18 protein-coding genes and 1 tRNA gene are annotated in these 20040 nt (G+C 66.4%); 13 read left to right on the top strand and 6 right to left on the bottom strand.

What is annotated here, in order from left to right; all coding sequences use genetic code 11:
* The first annotated feature begins 39 nt into the window (after positions 1-39).
* Both AB4Y42_RS18970 and htpX read left to right on the top strand, forming a co-directional pair.
* A complete protein-coding gene (locus tag AB4Y42_RS18970; RefSeq protein ID WP_368695006.1) occupies positions 40-690 on the top strand; it encodes a LysE family translocator in 651 nt (216 codons plus the stop codon).
* Positions 691-820: 130 nt separating this feature from the next.
* Positions 821-1675, top strand: coding sequence for a zinc metalloprotease HtpX (gene htpX, locus AB4Y42_RS18965; protein WP_233878856.1), 855 nt, complete (start codon positions 821-823; stop codon positions 1673-1675).
* Positions 1676-1730: 55 nt separating this feature from the next.
* Here the strand turns inward: htpX and AB4Y42_RS18960 are convergent, their stop codons facing one another.
* Positions 1731-2891 (bottom strand): hypothetical protein, encoded by a 1161-nt coding sequence (locus tag AB4Y42_RS18960; protein ID WP_368695005.1) that lies wholly within the window; start codon positions 2889-2891, stop codon positions 1731-1733.
* A 233-nt stretch (positions 2892-3124) separates the two neighbouring features.
* Between AB4Y42_RS18960 and rsmB the strand changes: the two genes are divergently transcribed.
* The 10 genes from rsmB to AB4Y42_RS18910 all read left to right on the top strand — a co-directional run bounded on the left by rsmB (position 3125) and on the right by AB4Y42_RS18910 (position 12540).
* Entirely contained in the window at positions 3125-4663 is a 1539-nt protein-coding gene (gene rsmB, locus AB4Y42_RS18955) for a 16S rRNA (cytosine(967)-C(5))-methyltransferase RsmB (RefSeq protein WP_368695004.1), read from the top strand.
* Positions 4660-5253 carry a DUF4390 domain-containing protein gene (locus tag AB4Y42_RS18950; protein ID WP_368689458.1) on the top strand — a complete coding sequence of 198 codons (594 nt, stop codon included), beginning with the start codon at positions 4660-4662 and terminating at the stop codon, positions 5251-5253. The genes rsmB and AB4Y42_RS18950 overlap by 4 nt, the downstream gene beginning before the upstream one ends.
* Entirely contained in the window at positions 5243-7663 is a 2421-nt protein-coding gene (locus AB4Y42_RS18945; RefSeq protein WP_368695003.1) for an ATP-binding protein, read from the top strand. The genes AB4Y42_RS18950 and AB4Y42_RS18945 overlap by 11 nt, the downstream gene beginning before the upstream one ends.
* Positions 7664-8365, top strand: a complete 702-nt coding sequence (esaR, locus tag AB4Y42_RS18940; RefSeq protein WP_368695002.1) for a response regulator transcription factor EsaR — start codon at positions 7664-7666, stop codon at positions 8363-8365.
* A 94-nt stretch (positions 8366-8459) separates the two neighbouring features.
* Positions 8460-8535 (top strand) — tRNA-Phe (locus AB4Y42_RS18935).
* 256 nt (positions 8536-8791) lie between these two features.
* Complete coding sequence (queC, locus tag AB4Y42_RS18930) at positions 8792-9523, top strand: 7-cyano-7-deazaguanine synthase QueC (protein WP_368689455.1); 732 nt, start codon at positions 8792-8794, stop codon at positions 9521-9523.
* A 153-nt stretch (positions 9524-9676) separates the two neighbouring features.
* Positions 9677-10309: a 7-carboxy-7-deazaguanine synthase gene (gene queE, locus AB4Y42_RS18925; protein WP_368689454.1), complete on the top strand. Its 633-nt coding sequence runs from the start codon at positions 9677-9679 to the stop codon at positions 10307-10309.
* Positions 10310-10340: 31 nt separating this feature from the next.
* Positions 10341-10784: a 6-carboxytetrahydropterin synthase QueD gene (queD, locus tag AB4Y42_RS18920; RefSeq protein WP_368695117.1), complete on the top strand. Its 444-nt coding sequence runs from the start codon at positions 10341-10343 to the stop codon at positions 10782-10784.
* A gap of 239 nt (positions 10785-11023) precedes the next feature.
* Positions 11024-11806, top strand: coding sequence for an HpcH/HpaI aldolase/citrate lyase family protein (locus AB4Y42_RS18915; protein ID WP_368695001.1), 783 nt, complete (start codon positions 11024-11026; stop codon positions 11804-11806).
* The gene (locus AB4Y42_RS18910; RefSeq protein WP_368695000.1) at positions 11803-12540 is read left to right on the top strand and encodes a tetratricopeptide repeat protein; all 738 of its coding nucleotides are present in this window, start codon (positions 11803-11805) and stop codon (positions 12538-12540) included. Before AB4Y42_RS18915 ends, AB4Y42_RS18910 begins: the two co-directional genes overlap by 4 nt.
* 108 nt (positions 12541-12648) lie before the next feature.
* Here the strand turns inward: AB4Y42_RS18910 and rodA are convergent, their stop codons facing one another.
* The 5 genes from rodA to AB4Y42_RS18885 form a co-directional block, all read right to left on the bottom strand.
* Positions 12649-13815 carry a rod shape-determining protein RodA gene (gene rodA, locus AB4Y42_RS18905; RefSeq protein WP_342920231.1) on the bottom strand — a complete coding sequence of 389 codons (1167 nt, stop codon included), beginning with the start codon at positions 13813-13815 and terminating at the stop codon, positions 12649-12651.
* Between the two features lie 9 nt (positions 13816-13824).
* Entirely contained in the window at positions 13825-16290 is a 2466-nt protein-coding gene (gene mrdA, locus AB4Y42_RS18900; protein ID WP_368694999.1) for a penicillin-binding protein 2, read from the bottom strand.
* A gap of 101 nt (positions 16291-16391) precedes the next feature.
* A complete protein-coding gene (mreD, locus tag AB4Y42_RS18895; RefSeq protein WP_069264625.1) occupies positions 16392-16904 on the bottom strand; it encodes a rod shape-determining protein MreD in 513 nt (170 codons plus the stop codon).
* On the bottom strand, positions 16904-18022 hold the full coding sequence (gene mreC, locus AB4Y42_RS18890) for a rod shape-determining protein MreC (RefSeq protein ID WP_368689450.1): 1119 nt from the start codon (positions 18020-18022) through the stop codon (positions 16904-16906). The genes mreD and mreC overlap by 1 nt, the downstream gene beginning before the upstream one ends.
* Before the next feature lie 191 nt (positions 18023-18213).
* A complete protein-coding gene (locus AB4Y42_RS18885) occupies positions 18214-19257 on the bottom strand; it encodes a rod shape-determining protein (RefSeq protein WP_004189550.1) in 1044 nt (347 codons plus the stop codon).
* A gap of 430 nt (positions 19258-19687) precedes the next feature.
* Between AB4Y42_RS18885 and gatC the strand changes: the two genes are divergently transcribed.
* Entirely contained in the window at positions 19688-19987 is a 300-nt protein-coding gene (gene gatC / locus AB4Y42_RS18880; RefSeq protein WP_028211911.1) for an Asp-tRNA(Asn)/Glu-tRNA(Gln) amidotransferase subunit GatC, read from the top strand.
* Positions 19988-20040 lie beyond the last annotated feature (53 nt).

Raw genomic sequence — 20040 nt, 5'->3', positions numbered from 1 at the left:
ATCAATGGCGTTTGAGCGTTTTTCGATTTTGAGGTTGTCATGCTCGGCATTACCCATTTCGGTTTCTTTGTCGTCGCCGTATTTCTCCTGAACGTGACGCCGGGGCCCGACACGGCCTATATCGTCGGCCGCAGCGTCGCGCAGGGCCGCGGCGCGGGCCTCGTTTCCGCACTGGGTATCTCGGCGGGCTGCTGTGTGCACACGCTCGCCTGCGCGTTCGGCTTGACCGCGCTGCTCGCGGCGTCGGCCACGGCGTTCACGGTCATCAAGATCGTCGGCGCGGTCTATCTCGTGTATCTCGGCGTGCGCCTCATGCTCACGAAGCACGAGTCCAGGCCTGCCGCAGGCGGCGCGCCAGCCACGCCTTCCGCCGCCGCGCCGCGCCCGCTGCGCCATCTGTTCGTGTCGGGTTTCTGCACCAACGTGCTCAATCCGAAGGTGGTGCTGTTCTTCGTCTCGTTCTTCCCGCAGTTCGTGTCCACGGGGACGGAGCACAAGGCCCTCGCTTTCCTCACGCTCGGCGCCGTCTTCCTGCTGATGAGCACGGTGTGGAACAGCTTCGTCGCGTGGGTGGCGGGCAGCGTCACGCAGCGCTTCTCGGGCAAGCCGGGCGTGAAGAAGTGGCTCGACCGCACGGTCGGCTCGGCGTTCGTCGGGCTGGGCCTGAAGCTCGCGACCGCCACGCGCTGAGATTGAATTTTTCGGATCTGCCCATATCTAACAAATCGCTTACAATGCGCTCGCCCGAGCGCGGCTGACCGGCTGGCGGCGGGCGTTCAACGATCGATTTGATCCCCTGGTGGGTGAAGGAGCACAGCACATGTTCAACTGGGTCAAAACCGCGATGTTGATGGCCGCGATTACGGCCCTTTTCATCGTGATTGGCGGGCTGATCGGCGGGCATCGCGGGATGGTGCTGGCGCTGTTCTTCGCGCTCGCCATGAACTTCTTCTCGTACTGGTATTCGGACAAGATGGTACTGCGCATGTACAACGCGCAGGAAGTCGACGAGACCACGGCCCCGCAGTTCTATCGCATGGTCCGCGATCTGGCCACGCGGGCGGGCTTGCCGATGCCGCGCGTCTACCTCATCAACGAGGACGCGCCCAACGCCTTCGCCACGGGCCGCAACCCCGAGCACGCCGCGGTCGCGGCGACCACGGGCATCCTGCGCGTGCTGTCCGAGCGCGAAATGCGCGGCGTCATGGCGCACGAGCTGGCGCACGTGAAGCACCGCGACATTCTCATCTCGACGATCTCGGCCACCATGGCCGGCGCGATCTCGGCGCTCGCCAACTTCGCGATGATCTTCGGCGGCCGCGATGAAAACGGCCGCCCGGCGAACCCCATCGCGAGCATTGCCGTGGCGCTGCTCGCGCCGATCGCGGGCGCGCTGATCCAGATGGCGATTTCGCGTGCGCGCGAGTTCGAGGCGGACCGCGGCGGCGCCGAGATTTCCGGCGATCCGCAGGCGCTCGCCTCGGCGCTCGACAAGATCCACCGCTACGCGCAGGGCATACCGTTCCCGGCGGCCGAACAGCACCCGGCCACGGCGCAGATGATGATCATGAATCCGCTGTCGGGCGGCGGCTTGCAGAACCTCTTCAGCACGCACCCGTCCACGGAAGAGCGCATCCGCCGCTTGATGGAGATGGCTGCGGGTGGCCGACGCTAAAGCGTCGACCGGTAACGGGTAACGAAAAAAAACGCCTCTTCGAGGCGTTTTTTATTCAGCCCGTCGCCGCGGCGTCGCCGTCCATGTGTCGGGCGCCCGCTCGCGCCGAAACCCGCAACGCCCGTTGACGCAGCGAAACCACGAAGAACACGAAATAGACGCCGATGAACCAGGACACGTCGAGCGCGTAGTACACGTGCCCGAACTTGACGACGATCCACGCGGCGATGAACGCCAACGGTACGGCGTAGAAAAACACGCGATCCATCCGGTTTTCTTCTTTGCTGCTCTGGAACAGCGAAACGTAGCAGCACGCAAAGAACGGCGCGATGTCGTATTCCTTCATTCTCGGATTCAGCGCGAGACAGAACGCGAGCACATAGAAAAGCCTGCCGGGCACGCTTGCGTTTTCGGCAATCATGAGCCGCCGCCCGCGCAATGGATTGACCGCATACACGAACAGCGCCACGACCACCAGTTCGTAGAGCAGCACGTCTTCCAGCGTCGACAGCGCGCGCACGTGCTGTTCGAGTATCCCGAACAGCACCAGCCCGGAATCGTTCTGGGCGAGCATCTGCCAGCGCAGCAGGGTTTCGAAGTCGGTCCACAGGCGCGGTTCCAGCGCGAGCTGCGCGATGGTTGCCAGCGCAACGCACAAGGGCACGGCGAAGAAGTAGCGCATGCCTTTGGGGATGAAAAAGAACACGACGGCGTAGGTCAGGAAATAGATCTTGATGGAGGCAAACAGGGCGATGAAAAAAGCCAGCGCGCAATACTTTGCGGTCGCGCCACGGCTGCCCCGTGAAGCCGCATAAAAAAGCGCAATGGTCAGCAGGTGGCCGAAGATCGCGAAATTCCCGGTGAGGATGCCGCCCACGCCCGCGCCACCGGTCAGAAACCCCAATGCTCCCGCGACGACGAAATCCGCATGCCCGATGCTGTAGGTGAGATAGATCAGCGACGCGATAGCGAATGCCAGATAGAGCCAGTGAAACGGCACGCGCGAAAAGAGATTCAGGAAGATGGGCGGATAGACGAAGGGGAATCCGTGCGGGATATACGGATTCGCGCCGCGCTTGAACTGATCCAGCGCGTAGGCGTACACCTTGTAGTCCCAGAAAGGCGAGAACAGCTTTCCCCGTCCCTGCTGGTACACGGAAAAGAGCGCAACGAAGGCGAGGAACGCGAAGTCTTGTTTCTTCCCGAGTAGTTTCATGATGGCCGCTACGTCGCAGGGAGGAGGGGCGTTTTCTGCCGCCATCATGCGGCGAGCCGTTAGTCGGTATCCGCCAATATGTATCCCGGCGCTTTCGTCGCTGTCCGCCTGCGGGCGCGGTGCCGTCAACGGGAATCGCGCCGCCTGGCAGTGTTGCGCGCTCGCCACGCTACAATGGCTCGCTTGTGCATCATCGACGCCGCGCTGCACCGCGGCCCGCATCCGGTTTTTTCATGACATCGAGCCCATCCCGGCGACCCAGCAAGCCGTCTCACGGCAAAAAGAGTTCCGCATCGCCCGCGCGCCAGCGGGGCGCGGCGTCGGCGCACAGCCACGCCGTGCACCTGGCCCCCGATTCGCTGGGCTTTGCGCTCGACCAGGCTGCTCATGCGGTCGGCGCCGTGCGCGCCGGTGCGGCGCTGCCTGCCGCGCTCGCGAGCGCCTTCGCCGCGTTGCCCGCCGACTTCGCGCCGCAGGCTCGCGGCGCCGTGCAGGACATCGCGTACCGCACGATGCGGCGGCTCGGCACGGTCGACTGCCTGATCCGGCAGCGCGTGAGCAAGGCGCCGCCGCCGCTCGTCGCGAACCTGCTGGCCTGCGCGCTGGCGTTGCTCGCCGAAGACGAGGCGAGCGCGGCCTACACGCCGTTTACGGTCGTCGATCAGGCCGTGCGCGCCGTGGGCGCTCGCCGCGAGATCGCCTTCGCGAAGGGGCTCGTCAACGCGGTGCTGCGCGGCTTTTTGCGCGAGCGCGAGACCGCGCTTGCCGCCGCCCAGGCCGATGAAACCGCCCACTGGAACTATCCGCGCTGGTGGATCGACGCGGTGCGCGCCGCGTGGCCCACGCAGTGGCAGGCGATACTCACCGCGGGCAACACGCAGGGCCCGCTCACGCTGCGCGTGAACGCGCGCCGTGCGAGCGCGGCCGATTACGTCCAGCGGCTCGCCGCCGAAAACATCGCTGCCACGCAGATCGGCGCACACGCCGTACGTCTCGCCGCCGCGTTGCCGGTGGATCGCATCCCCGGATTCCTCGCGGGCGACGTGTCCGTGCAGGACGCCGGCGCGCAAGTGGCCGCGCAAATCCTCGGCGTGCGTGACGGCATGCGCGTGCTCGACGCGTGCGCGGCGCCCGGCGGCAAGAGCGGCCATCTGCTCGAGCTTGCCGACATCGAGCTGGTTGCGCTCGAAAGCGACGCCGCGCGCGCCGCGCGCATCGGCGAAAACTTCGCGCGCCTCGGTTTTACGCAGGACGATCCCGCGCATCCGATGCGGCGCGCAACGATCGTGGTCGGCGACGCGGGCAATCCGGCCGCGTGGCACGACGGCGAAGGCTTCGATCGCATCCTCGCCGACGTGCCGTGCTCGGCCTCGGGCATCGTGCGCCGTCATCCGGACATCCGCTGGCTGCGCCGCGAGAGCGACATCGCGGCGCTTGCCGCCGAGCAGCGCCGCATCGTCGATGCGCTGTGGCCGCTCGTGAAACCAGGCGGCGAACTGCTCTACGTGACCTGTTCGATCTTCCCCGAGGAAGGCGAGGCGCAGGCGCGCTGGTTTGAAAGCACCCATGCGGATGCGGTACGATTGGACGCCCCGGGGCAGTTGCTGCCCGAGGCGTTCGGCGCGCCGGCCCGGGGGCCAGAAGACGGCGCAGCCGGCGAGGCGCGGCACGAGGCCGCTGCAAAGGCCGAAGTGACGACAACTGGCTTTCCCGTTCCCGATCGCACCGCAGATCACGACGGATTCTTCTACGCGCGCTTTCAGAAACGGTGACCATCAAACGCTTCTTCCCGCTGCGGTTCGCGGCCCTGATCTGGCTGGTGCTTGCCGTCGTCGGCCTGGTGGCCGCCGCGCCGGCTCGCGCCGACTCGATCTCGGTGCAGCGCGCGTCGCTCCAGGCCGACAGCAACGGCTGGAGCCTCGACGCCCGTTTCGACTTCGACCTCAACAGCAGCCTGGAAGACGCGGTCAACAAGGGCATTCCGCTCTACTTCACCACCGACTTCGAGCTCACGCGCGCGCGCTGGTACTGGTTCGACGAGCAGCCGGTGAACGTGTCGCAAAGCATTCGCCTGTCGTTCCAGCCGCTCACGCGCGAGTACCGCGTGTCGAGCGGCGGCCTGCAGCTCGGCTTCTCGACGCTCGCGGACGCGCTCGCGGTCATCAAGCACGTCACCTCGTGGCACGTGATCGACCGCAACGACGTGCATGCCGGCGAAACGTACACGGCCTCGGTGCGCATGCAGCTCGACGTCGCGCTGATGCCCAAGCCGTTCCAGATCGACGCCGTGAACAACCGCGACTGGAACCTCGCTTCCGACTGGAAGCGCTTCAACTTCACGGTGACCGAACGTGCTAAATAAAGTGCGCCGCGCCACCAGCTTCAGCAGCGTCGTCGTCAAGCTGCTCGTCTCCACCGTCGCGTTCACCGCGACGCTGCTGCTCGTCCTGCTCGCCGCGGCGAGCGCGAACACCGAGTTCTTCGACCGCTACTACGGCTGGCTCTATGCGGCCAACATCGTCGTCGCGCTGATCTTCCTGTCGGTGGTCACGGCGCTCATGATCGTGATCGTCGTGCGCTTGAGGCGCGGCAAGTTCGGCACGCGGCTGCTCGCCAAGCTCGCGTTCTTCTTCGCGCTCGTGGGCGTGGTGCCGGGCGGCATCATCTATATCGTTTCGTACCAGTTCGTCTCGCGCTCGATCGAGTCGTGGTTCGACGTGAACGTCGAAACCGCGCTCACCGCCGGCCTGAATCTCGGCCGCGGCATGCTCGACGCGTCGCTCTCCGACCTGCAAACCAAGGGCCGTCTGATGGCCGAGCAGATCGCGAACGGCGATTCCGCGGGCACGACGCTCACGCTGCTGCGTGCGCGCGACCAGTTCGGGGTGCAGGACGCGATGATCGTCGAGCCGGTGCGCAGCATGTCGGGCGCGGCGCCGGACATGCACGTGGTGGCGCAGGCATCGAGCAACTTCTCGTCGCTCATGCCCGCCGACATGCCCACGGCGCTCATGATCGATCAGGCACGCGGGCGCGGCTATGCGGCGATCGAAGGCGAAGTGGACGGCGACCCGCATCAGCTTGGCTCGAAGGGCGCGCTGCGATTGCGCGTGGTCACGCGCATTCCCGATGCGAACACAACGGATCTGCAGCCGGTCGAGCGTTTCCTGCAGCTCGAGCAGCCGGTGCCGGCCGCGCTCGCGCGCAACGCCGACGCCGTGCAGCGCGCGTATCGCGAGTACCAGGAAAAGGCGCTCGGCCGCACGGGCCTGCGCAAGATGTATATCGGCACGCTCACGCTCGCGCTCTTTCTCGCCACCTTCGTCGCGATGATGCTTGCGCTCGCGCTCGGCAACCAGCTGGCGAGGCCGCTCTTCCTGCTCGCGCAGGGCACGAAGGAAGTGACCGAGGGCGACTACACGCCCAAGCGCGAAATCAAGTCGCGCGACGAGCTGGGCTTCCTTACGCAGTCGTTCAACGCGATGACGCGCCAGCTTTCCGAAGCGCGCCAGGCCGTGGAGAAGAACCGCGTCGCGCTCGAGCATTCGAAGGCGTACCTCGAGAGCATTCTCGCGAACCTCACGGCGGGCGTGTTCGTGTTCGACCGGCAGTTCCGCCTCACGACGGCCAACCCCGGTGCGGAGCGTATCTTCCGTCAGCCGTTCCAGACGCAGCTCGGCGTCGCGCTCGATCACATCGGCGCGCTCACGGAGTTCGGCGCGATGGTGCGCAAGGCCTTCGCCGACCAGGAAGCGTCGCGCGGCGATGGCGATCACGAGCGCGGCCATTGGCAGCAGCAGTTCTCCGTACCGATTCCGGGCGAGACCGATCCGCTCACGCTGCTCGTGCGCGGCGCGCGCCTCGTATCCGACACGGGCCGCGACGCGGGCGACATGCAGACCTCGGGCTACGTCGTGGTGTTCGACGACATCTCCGACGTGATCTCGGCGCAGCGCTCGGTGGCGTGGGGCGAAGTCGCGCGCCGTCTTGCGCACGAGATCAAGAATCCACTCACGCCGATCCAGCTTTCGGCCGAACGCCTGCAGATGAAGCTCACCGACAAGCTCGCGCCCACCGATGCCGAAGTGCTCAGGCGCGGCGCGACCACCATCGTCAATCAGGTCGCGGCGATGAAGCAGATGGTCGACGACTTCCGCGATTACGCGCGCACGCCGCCGGCGGTGCTCGCGAACCTGCAGCTCAACGAACTCGTGAGCGAAGTGCTCACGCTCTACGGCGCGGAAGAAGGCAAGAGCGCGATCAAGGTCGAGCTCTCCGACTTGCCGGTGATACGCGGCGACGCGACACAATTGCGTCAGGTGATCCACAACCTGCTGCAAAACGCGCAGGACGCGGTGGCCGACACGCAGAATCCTCGCGTGACGCTCGAGACCCGCGCCGTAGAATACGGAGACCCCGACGCGCAAGGCCGCACGCGCGTGGCGGTGCGTCTCACGGTATCGGACAACGGCCCGGGTTTCCCGGCGCGCATCCTCACGCGTGCGTTCGAACCCTATGTGACGACCAAGGCCAAAGGAACAGGACTCGGGCTTGCGATGGTCAAGAAGATCGTCGACGAGCACGGCGCGCGCATCGACATCCGCAATCGAATGAGAGCGGGCGATGTGATCGAAGGCGCGCAGATCTCGATTCTCTTTCTCCAGTTGGCAGACGATGCCGTCACGCCCGGACCCGGCCGATCCGGGGAGGGGCAGGCGCGTGCCGAAGCGGAGCAGGGATCAAAAGCAACAGTGCAGACAAGGGCAGCGTAAATGGCAACCATCCTGGTGGTAGATGATGAAATGGGCATCCGGGAATTGCTCTCGGAGATCCTCAGCGACGAAGGACACGTCGTGGAGCTCGCGGAAGATGCGCAGCAGGCGCGCGACTTCCGGCAGCGCCACGTGCCGGACCTCGTGCTGCTCGATATCTGGATGCCGGACACCGATGGCGTGACGCTGCTCAAGGAATGGGCCGCGCAGGGTCATCTCACGATGCCGGTCATCATGATGTCGGGGCACGCGACCATCGACACCGCCGTCGAGGCGACGAAGATCGGCGCGCTCAACTTCCTCGAAAAACCGATCGCGCTGCAAAAGCTCTTGAAGGCGGTCGAGCAGGGGCTCGCGCGCGGCACGGCCGCGCCGGTCACGCCGGCCACCTCGGCGGCGGCGGGGAAGACGGCGGCGGGCGGACCCGCGGTCGTGGCATCGGCGGCGGCGCTGCCGGTGCTGGGCGCCGACGGCGTGCATGGCATGCAGGCGGGCGCGGCCACGCAAACGGCATCGATCTCGTTCGACATCCCGCTGCGCGATGCACGCGACGCATTCGAGCGCGCCTACTTCGAGTACCACCTCGCGCGCGAGAACGGCAGCATGACGCGCGTGGCCGAAAAAACGGGGCTTGAGCGCACGCACCTGTATCGCAAGCTCAAGCAGCTCGGCGTCGACCTCGGCAAGAGCAAGGGCGAATGAACGTGGGCAGGTGAGCGGCGCGGCCAGACGCATCGATTTTGCGTAAGCCACTTGGCAAACGCTGATTTCACCGCTATACTCTTCTTTCTTCGTTGGCCCGGTAGCTCAGTTGGTAGAGCAGCGGATTGAAAATCCGCGTGTCGATGGTTCGATTCCGTCCCAGGCCACCAGAATGCAGCCCCAGGAGATCGTTCGATTCCTGGGGCTTTTTCGTTGTGCGCGTTGTCCTGCGGCCCGAACTCCAGACATCGACGGTATCCGGGGTATAAGGGGTCGCCGATGCCCGGGCAGGGGCCCCGGCCTATACTGCATGAGCCGGCGCGGGGGTTGTCCCTGCCGGTCCGCCGGGCGCCAGGCGACAAAAGCGAGCAACCCAGGCACGCAACGAAGGCATTCGCGCGGAAACCTCATACACGGAGTTTCACGGTGACTCGAACAGACGCCAAAGGGGCGCTCGTCCTGTTTTCCGGCGGCCAGGATTCGGCCACGTGCCTCGCATGGGCGCTCGACCGCTACGAGAGCGTCGAAACGCTCGGCTTCGACTACGGTCAGCGTCATCGCGTCGAACTGGAATGCCGCGAGGGCTTTCGCGCGGCGATTGCCGGCACGTTCCCCGAGTGGGGCGAGCGTCTCGGCGACGATCACATGATCGATCTCTCGGTGCTCGGCTCGATCAGCGACACGGCCATGACGCGCGAGATCGAGATCGAAACCGCCGCGAGCGGCTTGCCGAACACCTTCGTGCCGGGCCGCAACCTGATGTTCATGCAGATCGCCGCGGCGATCGCTTATCGTCGCGGGCTCAAGGTGCTCGTGGGCGGGATGTGCGAAACGGACTTCTCGGGCTATCCCGACTGCCGCGACGACACGATGAAGGCGCTGCAGGTGGTGCTCAATCTCGGCATGGACACGCGCTTCGTGCTGGAAACGCCGCTCATGTGGCTCGACAAGGCCGACACATGGCGGCTCGCCGAACAGCTGGGCGGCGAAGCGCTGGTGGACATGGTCCGCGTGGAAACGCACACCTGCTACCTGGGCGAGCGCGCCGAGCTTCACGCGTGGGGCTTCGGCTGCGGCGAGTGCCCGGCGTGCAAGTTGCGCAAGCGCGGGTATGAAGCGTATCTCGCCGGCGAGAACGTGACGGAAGCCCCGGTCTGAGTATTAGCCTCGGGCCGCACATGTGACTTTCGCGCTGGATGAATACGGCCAGGGCCGCGCACGGGCGGCGCGCTCCGCCGACACGATGAATTCGCGCCCGAGACCAACCGGCTTTGCACGCGCTGCGCGCATGAGCCAGAACCAGGCTGCACGATGACTTACGCGGTAAAGGAAATTTTCTACACGTTGCAGGGCGAAGGCGCGAACGCCGGGCGTCCGGCCGTGTTCTGCCGGTTCGCCGGCTGCAATCTCTGGTCGGGCCGCGAGGAAGATCGCGAAGAGGCCGTTTGCCGCTTCTGCGACACCGACTTCGTCGGCACCGATGGCGAGAACGGCGGCAAATTCCGCACGCCGGAAGAGCTCGTTGCGAAGATCGCCTCGCTGTGGCCCGAGGGCGAGGGCAACCGCTTCGTGGTCTGCACGGGCGGTGAGCCGATGCTGCAGATCGACCAGCCGTTCGTCGACGCGCTGCACGCCGCCGGTTTCGAGATCGCGATCGAAACCAACGGCTCGCTGCCGGTGCTGGAAACCATCGACTGGATCTGCGTGAGCCCGAAGGCCGATGCGCCGCTCGTCGTCACGAAGGGCAACGAGTTGAAGGTTGTCGTGCCGCAGGAAAACCAGCGCCTCGCCGACTACGCGAAGCTCGATTTCGAGTATTTTCTCGTGCAGCCCATGGACGGCCCGTCGCGCGACCTGAACACGAAGCTCGCCATCGACTGGTGCAAGCGCCATCCGCAGTGGCGCCTGTCGATGCAGACCCACAAATACCTGAACATTCCCTGATTCACGCGAATTTACCTGAAGAAGCGCCGTGCTGACGATCACCCGAAAACTCGAATTCGACGCGGGCCACCGCATCCCCGACCACCGCAGCCAGTGCCGTAATCTGCACGGCCATCGCTACGTGCTCGAAATCACGCTGCAAGGCGACCTCGTCGAAACCGAGGGCGCGCCCGACCGCGGCATGGTGATGGACTTCGCCGACGTGAAGTCGCTCGCGAACCAGCATCTCGTCGATCTGTGGGATCACGCGTTCCTCGTCTTCGCGGGCGATACGCAGGTGCGCGGCTTCCTCGAAACGCTGCCGGGCCACAAGACGGTCGTGATCGACCGCATTCCGACCGTGGAAAACCTCGCGGCCATCGCGTTCGACATTCTCGCGAACGTGTACGACGCGCACTATGGCGTGAATCTGCGCCTGCACAAGCTGCGCCTGTACGAGACGCCGAACTGCTGGGCCGAAGTCACGCGCGACTGACGCGCGCAGGGCCGCTTTACCCGCCTCACTCACCCGCGCGCCGGCGACCCGCGCAAGGCGGGTTTTCCGTGCCGTCCCGTAAGTTTTTGTCGCGGTATGATCATTGCCGCAAGGCCTGCGCATCCCCGCGCGCGGCCCGACAAACACATAACGGAGCGAGACCTGCCGGCTGCCGCGCTGCCGGGCGACACCGCCCGCGCCTGGCGCGTGCGCCCCGCAGCCTCGCCGGGAGCACGGCGATGAGCACCTTCACCAATCCCCTCAAGGAACGCCTCAAGGAGGCGGACCCGCTATTCGGCCTATGGCTGTCGATGGGCAGCGAGACCGCCGCCGAGGCGCTCGCGCACGCCGGCTTCGACTGGCTGCTGATCGACATGGAGCACACCCCCAACGACAGCGCCGACACCATCGCGCAACTGCGCGCCATCGCGGCCGCGCATCTGCCCACCGAGCCCGTGGTGCGTCTGCCCGACAGCGAGCCGTGGCTCGTCAAGCACGTGCTCGACGCGGGCGCGCGCACGGTGATGTTCCCCAATGTGGCATCGGCTGAAGAAGCGGCGCGCGCCGTGAGCCTCACGCAGTACCCCGACGCGCGTACGCCCGGCGGCCAGCGCGGCGTGGCGGGCGCGGTGCGCGCGGCGGCCTACGGCATGCGGCGCGATTACCTTCAGGGCGCGAACGCGCAGATCGCGACGATCGTGCAGATCGAGTCGGCGGCGGCGCTGGCCGAAGTCGAAAAGATCGCGCAGGTGCCGGGCGTCGACTGCCTGTTCGTGGGTCCCGCCGATCTGGCGGCGAGCCTCGGCCATCTCGGCGACTCGAAGCATCCGGACGTGGTCGCCGCCGTGCAGCGCATCGTCGCGGCCGCGCGCGAGGCGGGCGTCGCCGCGGGCATCTTCGCGATGGATGCGGCCGCTGCGAGGCAGTATCGCGAGATGGGCTTCAGCTTCATTGCCCTGGCCGCCGACGTGATGTGGCTCGTGCGCGCGACACGCCAGGCGCTCCAGGAGGCGAGATCATGACGCGCCCGAAAGCGCTTTTGGGGCGGCATTTGGCGCGGATCGCGCGCGCTCTCGCCATCGGCTGTCTGGCGGGCGCGGCGCTCAACGTGAGCGCAATCGCGGCAGGCGCCGACGCCGCAAGCGCCGCGGGCGCGGAATCCGATCCGCAAACGGCCAACGCCGTTGCCGACTACAACGCGGGCAACCTCAGCGCGGCGCGCGCCGAGTTCCAGGCGGCCGCGGAGCGCGGCAACCGGCTGGCGGAGTTCAACTACGCGATGATGCTCGTGAACGGCGAAGGCGGCGCCGCCGATGTGGGCGAGGGGCGCAAGTGGCTGCGCAAGGCCGCGGACGCCAACATGTCGCACGCGCAGTATGTGTACGGCAAGATGTACGACGACGGCGACTTCGTCGAGCGCGATCCCGTGCAGGCGCACCAGTGGTTCCTCAAGGCAGCGAAGCAGGGCCACGTGCAGGCGGAGCTGGCGCTCGCGAACCAGTACCTGGACGGGCGCGGCACCACGCGCGACAACAAGCAGGCGTTCTACTGGTACAAAAAGGCCGCCGAGGGCGGCGACATGACGGCGCAATACGTGACCGGCTCGTTCTACGAGCGCGGCGGCGACGGCGTGCCGAAGAACCTCAACGTCGCGCGCGCGTACTACGCGGCGGCGGCGGCCCAGGGCGATCCCGTGGCGCGCCTGAAGTACCAGCAGTTGAGTGCACAGCTGATGAAGTCGGCGCCCACCCAGTAAGCGCCAGCGAGCGATCACCGAAACGAAAACGCGCCGGACTATGCCGGCGCGTTTTTTTTGGGGGCTTCGATCTCCGCGATCGGGCGGCCATGGCCGCCCGCCGCGCCCTCAACTCTGCATCAAGCGCTTCTGGCGTCCCACGCTCATGATCAGCCCGATCGCCACGCCGAGCGTGGTGAGCGCCGTGCCGCCATAACTCATGAACGGCAGTGGCACGCCGACCACGGGCAGGATGCCGCTCACCATGCCGATGTTGACGAACGCGTAGGTAAAGAACGCCATCGTGAGCGAACCGGCCAGTAATCGCCCGAACAGCGTCGCGCCGTTCGCGGCGATATAGAGCCCGCGCGCGATCAGACACATGTAGAGCGTGAGCAGCACGAGGCCGCCCGCGAGGCCGAACTCCTCGGAGAACACCGCGAAGATGAAGTCGGTGTGCTTTTCGGGGATGAACTCGAGGTGCGACTGCGTGCCCTTCAGCCAGCCCTTGCCGAGCGGGCCGCCCGAGCCGATCGCGATCACGGCCTGGATGGTGTGGAAGCCCTTGCCGAGCGGATCGGAGGTCGGGTCGAGCAGCGTGCAGATGCGGTGCTTCTGGTAGTCGTGCATGAGCGGCCAGTTCACCTGCGGCTGGCAGATCTTGTCCTGGAACGCCGCGATCGAGGCCACCGCGATCACGCCCGCGATCAGCACCGGCACGATCAGCTTGAACGAGAGTCCCGCGAAATAGATGACGAAGAGGCCTGAGGCGAACACGAGCACGGCGGTGCCGAGGTCCGGCTGCTTGGCGATGAGCCCCACCGGCACGAGCAGGATCACGAAGCCGACGACGAAGTCGTACCAGCGCATCACGCCTTCGCGGCGCTGGTAGTACCAGGCGAGCATAAGCGGCGTGGCGATTTTGAGGATTTCCGAGGGCTGGATCACGACGCCCACGTTGATCCAGCGCTTGGCGCCCTTGCGCGTGAGGCCGAATAGCGCCACCGCAACGAGCAGCGCGATGCCGAACGTATAGATCGGCACCGCGAAGCGCATGAGCGTGTTGGGCGGCACATTGGCGAGCGCCCACATCAGCACGAAGGTGAGCATGATGTTGCGCAGCTGGTCTTCCACGCGGCCCGGCACGTCGAGGCTCGCGCTGTACAGCGTGACGATGCCCACGCACAGCAGCAGGAACACGGTGAGCGCGAGCGGGCGATCGAAGCCGAGGAACATCTTGCGCAGCGTATCGAGCACCGCGCGCTTGTCGATCTTGTCGAACTGGAGGAAAGGCATGGTGATTCCTTACTCGTCGATGCCGCCCGTTGCGGGCTTGGGCGGCGGTGCGAGCGTGGCCGCGTCGCTCGCGCTGGCGGGGCGGCGCGGGCGATGGGGGCCAGGGCCGAAGTGGCGGGGCTCGGAGGCGGGCGCGGGGCGCGCGGCGCCCGTGTCGGGCGTGCCGGCGGTGCCGCCATTCACGGCGTCGGTTGCTGCGGGCGCATCGGGGCTCACGTTCTGACGGGGCTTGCGAGTCTTGCCGGCGGCGCTGCTGGCGGGCATGGGCCGCGCCGCCGCGCCGGAGGCCGCAGCCGGACCGGCAGCGGAGGCAGGCGCAGCGGCGGCCGCGCCTGAAGCTTGTGCAGCCGCCGCCGCAGCGGAAGCCGCCGCGGCGGCCGATGCCGCGCCGGGAATCGGCAGCGGCGTGAAGCCGGCGGCGACCCGCACTGGCTGCACGGCGGGCGTGGCCGGGGCCGGGCCCGAAGCCGCCGACGCCGCCGAAGCCGACGCCGCCTCGGGCGGCGCGCCGATCACGGGCGCGGAGGCGTCTTCCGTGGCCGACGCCGCCGCGCTCACGGCCGCCTGCTCGACGCCCGGCTTCAGGCGATCGACGAGGTAGTAATCCAGCACGCGGCGCGCGATCGGGCCTGCGGCCTGCGCGCCCCAGCCGCCGTTTTCGACGATCAGCGCGAGCGCGATCTGCGGCTTCTCGGCCGGCGCGAACGCGATGAAGAGCGCGTGGTCGCGCAGATTTTCGGCGAGCGCATGCGCCTTATACTTGCCGCCCTGCAGCGAGAACACCTGCGCCGTGCCGGTCTTGCCCGCCGACGTGTACGGCGCGTTGCGGAACACCTGATACGCCGTGCCCGACTGATTCATCGTCACGTTTTCCATGCCGCGCTTCACCACGTCGATGTCGGCCTGGCTCACGTTCAGGCGACCGCTTTGGCTCGGCACAGTGAGGCGTTCCTGCTTCGTGATCGGATTTTCGATTTCCTTCACGAGGTGCGGCTTCATGAGCACGCCGTTGTCGGCGAGCGTGGCCGTGGCGTGCGCGAGCTGCAGGATCGTGAACGAGTTGTAGCCCTGGCCAATCCCGAGGCTGATCGTCTCGCCCTCGTACCAGCGCTGCTGCTCGGGCTTGCGGTACGCCTTGCGCTTCCATTCGGTGGAGGGCAGGATGCCGCGCGCCTCGCCCGCGATGTCGATGCCGGTGAGCTGGCCGAAGCCGAGCGGCTTCATGAAGTTGGCGATGTTGTCCACGCCCAGGTCGTGCGCGAGCATGAAGAAGTAGGTATCGTTCGACACCATGATCGCGCGGTTCATGTCGACCCAGCCCTGGCCCGAGCGCACGTCGTTGTTGAAGCGGTGGCCGCCGAACATGTAGAAGCCGGGGTCGGAGAAGCCCCACTGCGGCGTGCGCTTGTGCAGCGTGAGCGCGGCGAGCGCCATGAACGGCTTGTAGGTCGAGCCCGGCGGGTAGGTGCCGTGCAGCGGACGGTTCAGGAGCGGGTGATCGGGCGAGTTGTTGAGCTCGTCCCAGGTCTGCTGGTCGATGCCGTCCACGAACGAGTTCGGGTCGAAGCTCGGCGCCGAGACGAACGCGAGAATGTCGCCCGTGGACGGCTCGATCGCCACGAGCGCGCCGCGCTTGCCCGCGAAGGCCTGCTCGGCGATCTGCTGCAGACCGATGTCGATCGACAGCACGAGGTTGTTGCCCGGCGTCGCCTGGGTGCGCGAGAGCGTACGCACAGGGCGGCCGCCCGCCGTCACTTCCACTTCCTCGAAGCCGGTCAGGCCGTGCAGCTCGGTTTCGTAGCTCTGCTCGACGCCGATCTTGCCGATGTAGTCGGTGCCGTTGTAGTTGTTCGCGTCCAGACGCGGATCGTAGTGCTCGGGATCGCTGTCGTTCTTGTCGGAGAGGTCGTCGATGCGCTCCTGGTCGCGCTGCGAAATCCGGCCGATATAGCCGATCACGTGCGCGGCCGTGGGCCCAAGCGGATACTGGCGGAACAGGCGCGCGCGCACTTCCACGCCGGGGAAGCGGAAGCGCAGGGCCGTGAAGCGCGCGACTTCGTCGTCGGTCAGGCGCGTGCGGATCGGCAGGCTCTCGAAGTTCTTCGAGTCTTCGAGCAGCTTCTTGAAGCGGCGGCGGTCGCGCGCATCGATCGGGATCACGGTCGAGAGCTCGTCGATCGTGTTGTCGAGCGTGTCGGTGAGCTTCGAGGGCGTGATTTCGAGCGTGTACGCCGAGTAGTTCTTCGCGAGCACGACGCCGTTGCGGTCGGTGATGATGCCGCGGTTCGGCACGATCGGTGCGACGGAAATGCGGTTTTCGTCCGCCTGCAGCGAGTACTTGCTGTGGTTCCAGACCTGCAGATAGAGGAAGCGGAACGCGATCAGCCCGAAGCAGACGAACACGAACAGCCCCGCCGCCGCGACGCGCAGGCGGAACTTCGTGAGCTGCTGCTGGGTGTCCTTGAATTCGGTCATGCTGTCAGACCCAGGCCCCACGGTTCCAATCGCGAGGAACGGCGGGCCGGGGTGCGTAAGAGGTAGTCAAGCGAGTCTTCCAGCGGCGGGCGGCGCGCCGCTCAAATGGGCCGGGTGTCGTCGGGATCGACGGGGCGGCGCTGCGGCAACAGCAGCAGCACGCTCGCGATCGGCCAGAGGATCGCCTCGACGAAGCCGCTGATGAGGTATCCCCAGCCAGGAAACGACGCGCCCATCAGCAGGCGGATCACGAACGGCACGACCTGCGCGCCGACCAGCATGGGCGTGACTGCGAACATCTGCAGGCCGATCGACATCCACAGCACGCGGCGGTGAATGGTGATCGCGCCATAGGAAAGCAGCGTGTACGCGAGCGCGTGCTCGCCGAGCAGGTTCGCGTTGTGGACGTCCATGAGGAGCCCGAGGAAGAACGCGACGCCCATGCCGACCTTGCGCGGCTGGTGAATGTTCCAGAACAGCAGCACGAGCGCGACGAAGTCGGGCACGCCGGGCAGCTTGCCCCAGGGCAGCAGGTTCAGCAGGAACGCCGCCGCGAGGCTGAAAACGATGAAGTACGGATTGACCGGCTGCAGAATGTATTGCGGACGCGGCATCAATGGCCCCCTTTCTCGACGGCCTTCGCTGCCTCTTCGCGCAGGCTCTCCCTGGGCCGCTTTTTCTCCGCCGGCTTCGTGTCTGCTGCGGCTGCATTCGCTGCGGGCTTCGCCTGCTGCGCCGGGGCCGGGGCCGCGCCCGATGCAGCGGCGGCGGGTTTCGCCTTCGCGTCGTCGGCTTTCTTGTCGCCCTTCTTGTCCGCGGCCTTGGCGGACTTCTTCTTCGCGTCCTTCGCCTCGGCGGCCGCTGCGGCCTCTTCGGCGGCGATCGGGTTGGGCGGCACCTGCGGCACATAGTGCAGCACGAGCACCTGGCGCGCCCCGCGCACGGCGGCGAGCGGCAGGCAGACCACGCGCGCGAACGCGGTGTCCGCCTGCTTGTCCACGCGCAACACCTTCGCGACCGGCAGCCCTTGCGGATAGATGCCGTCGAGGCCGCTCGTCACGAGTTCGTCGCCCACTTGCAGATCGGCGCTGATCGGCACGAAGCGCAGATCGAGCAGGTCGCCCTTCGCCGTGCCGTAGATCACGCTGCGCAGACCGGTGCGCACGACTTCGACCGGCACGGCCTGGTCCTTGTCGGTGACGAGCGTGACTTCGGACTGCATGGGGAACACGCGCGTGACCTGGCCGATCACGCCGTCCTCGCTCAATACCGGCGAGCCGTTCTGGATATTCTGCTGCGAGCCGCCGCCGATCACGACCTTCTGCGTGAACGGGTCGCGCGTGTCGTACTGGATCTCCGCCGGCGTGGTTTGCGCGCCGATGCGCTGCGAGAGCTGCAGAAGCGCGCGCAGGTGCGCGTTTTCGGCGGTGAGCGAAGCGGCCGCGTTGGCCTGCTGCGAAAGCTGGAGATTGCGCACGTGCAGCTGGGTGTTTTCGGTGCGCAGCGTGGAACTCGTCACGGCCAGATCGGCGGCGCCCATAAAGAAGTCACGCGGCACGAGGGCCGCGCGTTGCAGCGGGTAGAGACCCGCGCCGAGCACGCCGCGCACGATCTCGAGCGTCTTGAAACGCGCGTCGGAGACGAGGAGCGCGAGCGACAGCACGACGAAGAAAATCAGCCGTGCGAGTGCCGATGGGCCCTGTTTAAAGAGGGGCGGCGGACTGTATTCCATGGTCGGCGCCGGGGGCGTGTGCGGTTCGGTGAAACAGAGGGGGTAACGGAGGGCACAACGAAGCGTGAAACTTCGGCGCCCCGCAGGACGCCCCATTGCGGGCGCCGTGGCGGCGCGCGTGCCGCCACGCCATCAATGGCGCGGCGACGCCGAAACCGCGCCGCGGGCGAGCGCAGCGGTGCGCGGCGCGCTTACTCGTACGAGAAGATGCTGCCAAGCTTGTCCATGCGCTCGAGCGCCATGCCCGAGCCGCGCACCACGCAGGTGAGCGGGTCTTCGGCCACGAGCACCGGCAGACCGGTTTCTTCGGCGAGCAGGCGATCCAGGTCGCGCAGCAGTGCGCCGCCGCCCGTGAGCATCATGCCGCGCTCGGCGATGTCGGCGCCCAGTTCCGGCGGCGTTTGTTCGAGCGCGATCTTCACCGACGAGACGATCTGGTTCAGCGGGTCGGTGAGCGCTTCGAGGATTTCGTTGCTCGAAATGGTGAAGCTGCGCGGAATGCCTTCCGACAGGTTGCGGCCCTTCACTTCCATTTCCTTGACTTCGGAACCCGGGAAGGCCGAACCGATTTCCTTCTTGATGGCTTCAGCGGTTTGCTCGCCGATCAGCATGCCGTAGTTGCGGCGGATGTAGTTGACGATCGCTTCATCGAACTTGTCGCCGCCCACGCGCACCGAGCCCTTGTAGACGATGCCGCCGAGCGAGATCACGCCCACTTCGGTCGTGCCGCCGCCGATGTCGACGACCATCGAGCCCGTGGCTTCCGAAACCGGCAGGCCAGCGCCGATCGCGGCGGCCATCGGTTCTTCGATGAGGTAGACCTGCGAGGCGCCCGCGCCGTGCGCGGCTTCCTTGATCGCGCGGCGCTCGACCTGGGTCGAACCGCACGGCACGCAGATGATGATGCGCGGCGACGGCGAGAACATGCGCGACTCGTGCGCCGTCTTGATGAACTGCTTGATCATCTGCTCGGTGACGGTGAAGTCGGCGATCACGCCGTCCTTCATCGGGCGGATGGCTTCGATGTTGCCCGGGACCTTGCCGAGCATCTGCTTGGCTTCCTTGCCGACTGCCTGAATCGTCTTCTTGCCGTTCGGGCCGCCTTCCTGGCGAATGGAGACGACCGAGGGTTCGTCGAGGACGATGCCCTTGCCGCGCATGTAGATCAGGGTGTTGGCGGTGCCGAGGTCGATCGCCAGGTCGTTGGAGAAGTAGCTACGCAGAAAACCGAACATTCAAAAATCCTGTCTCGCTTGTGGCCGTCCTTCCAGCTTGGTGGGCGAGGGCGGCAGCGGAAAAATTAACAGCCTCAGGGCGCTATGCTCCACCACGAGAGCACTCCGAAATCACGGCGGAGGGCGTCGCAAGGGGCGCCACGAGGGGCCTGAGACTGCGGGGATGATTACCGGAGGCAGCCTGGCTGCGCCGCCCGTTTGATCTTGTCTGGCCGCATTGTGTTGCGTACAGAACTGAAAGGCGGATGCAAGGCGGTCCGGGTTTGGGTCGAACGCGTAATGATACCTTATAATTTTGCCTGTTTTGCAGGATCCGGAAGGCAGTTTTTGACCTCGTCGAAGCTTTCCTCCAGAGCCGGATCCGGCGCGATAAACCGCTGTTGCAGCACCGAATTTCCGCACTGCCGCAGCCCCTTTTTCCGGTGACCGCATGGCCCTGACCCTGAACGATGTGAAGCGTATCGCGCATCTTGCGCGCCTCGAACTGGCCGACGCCGAAGCCGGCAATACGCTCGAACGCCTGAACGGCTTCTTCGGCCTCGTCGAGCAGATGCAGGCCGTGGACACGACCGGCATTGCGCCGCTCGCCCACCCGATCGAGCAGATCGAGGATGTCGCGCTGCGTCTGCGCGAGGACGCCGTGACCGAAATCGTGGACCGCGAAGCGCTGCAGCGTCCCGCGCCCGCGGTGCAGGACGGACTTTACCTCGTACCGCGCGTGATTGAATAAGCGCGCAGCATTTTTTCGCCATTTCGAAATCTTTCGAGTCGTCGGAACAGTTC

The sequence above is a fragment of the Paraburkholderia sp. EG286B genome (assembly GCF_040965655.1).
Classification (GTDB): domain Bacteria; phylum Pseudomonadota; class Gammaproteobacteria; order Burkholderiales; family Burkholderiaceae; genus Paraburkholderia.
The sequence above is the reverse complement of the archived record's forward strand: the minus strand, read 5'-3'. Positions and strand labels throughout refer to the sequence as shown.